This window comes from Flagellimonas flava (genome assembly GCF_050617915.1).
In the GTDB taxonomy this organism is placed as follows: domain Bacteria; phylum Bacteroidota; class Bacteroidia; order Flavobacteriales; family Flavobacteriaceae; genus Flagellimonas; species Flagellimonas flava_A.
In genome coordinates this window covers 1-256 of sequence record NZ_JBODQE010000095.1, presented here as the reverse complement: position 1 = coordinate 256, position 256 = coordinate 1, and the positions used below count along the sequence as shown (strand labels likewise).

The window sequence follows — 256 nt, the reverse complement described above, 5'->3', positions numbered from 1 at the left end:
AGCGAAGGCGATTGCTGAACGGATCCGTATCCGGATCAATAGCCGCGAAATTTTGCTGGGTAACAGCACGTCTTTGCGTATTACCGCTTCGTTTGGGGTGAGCTGTAGCGAGGATTCGGGTGAGTATAACTTTGAAAATTTGCAGTCTGTTGCCGATCATCGCCTGTATCTGGCCAAGCAAAACGGACGCGATCGGGTCTGCGCCGAAGGGTAAAATTAATTCCTCATGTAAATAAATTGAATTGAAATCATCCAC

At 47.3% G+C, this 256-nt stretch carries 1 protein-coding gene; it reads left to right on the top strand.

Going from position 1 to position 256, the window contains the following annotated elements; genetic code table 11:
• Positions 1-214, top strand: a 214-nt coding sequence (locus ACRHOZ_RS21120) for a diguanylate cyclase (protein WP_431130286.1), incomplete at its 5' end; no start/stop codon positions are given.
• Positions 215-256: the final 42 nt, after the last annotated feature.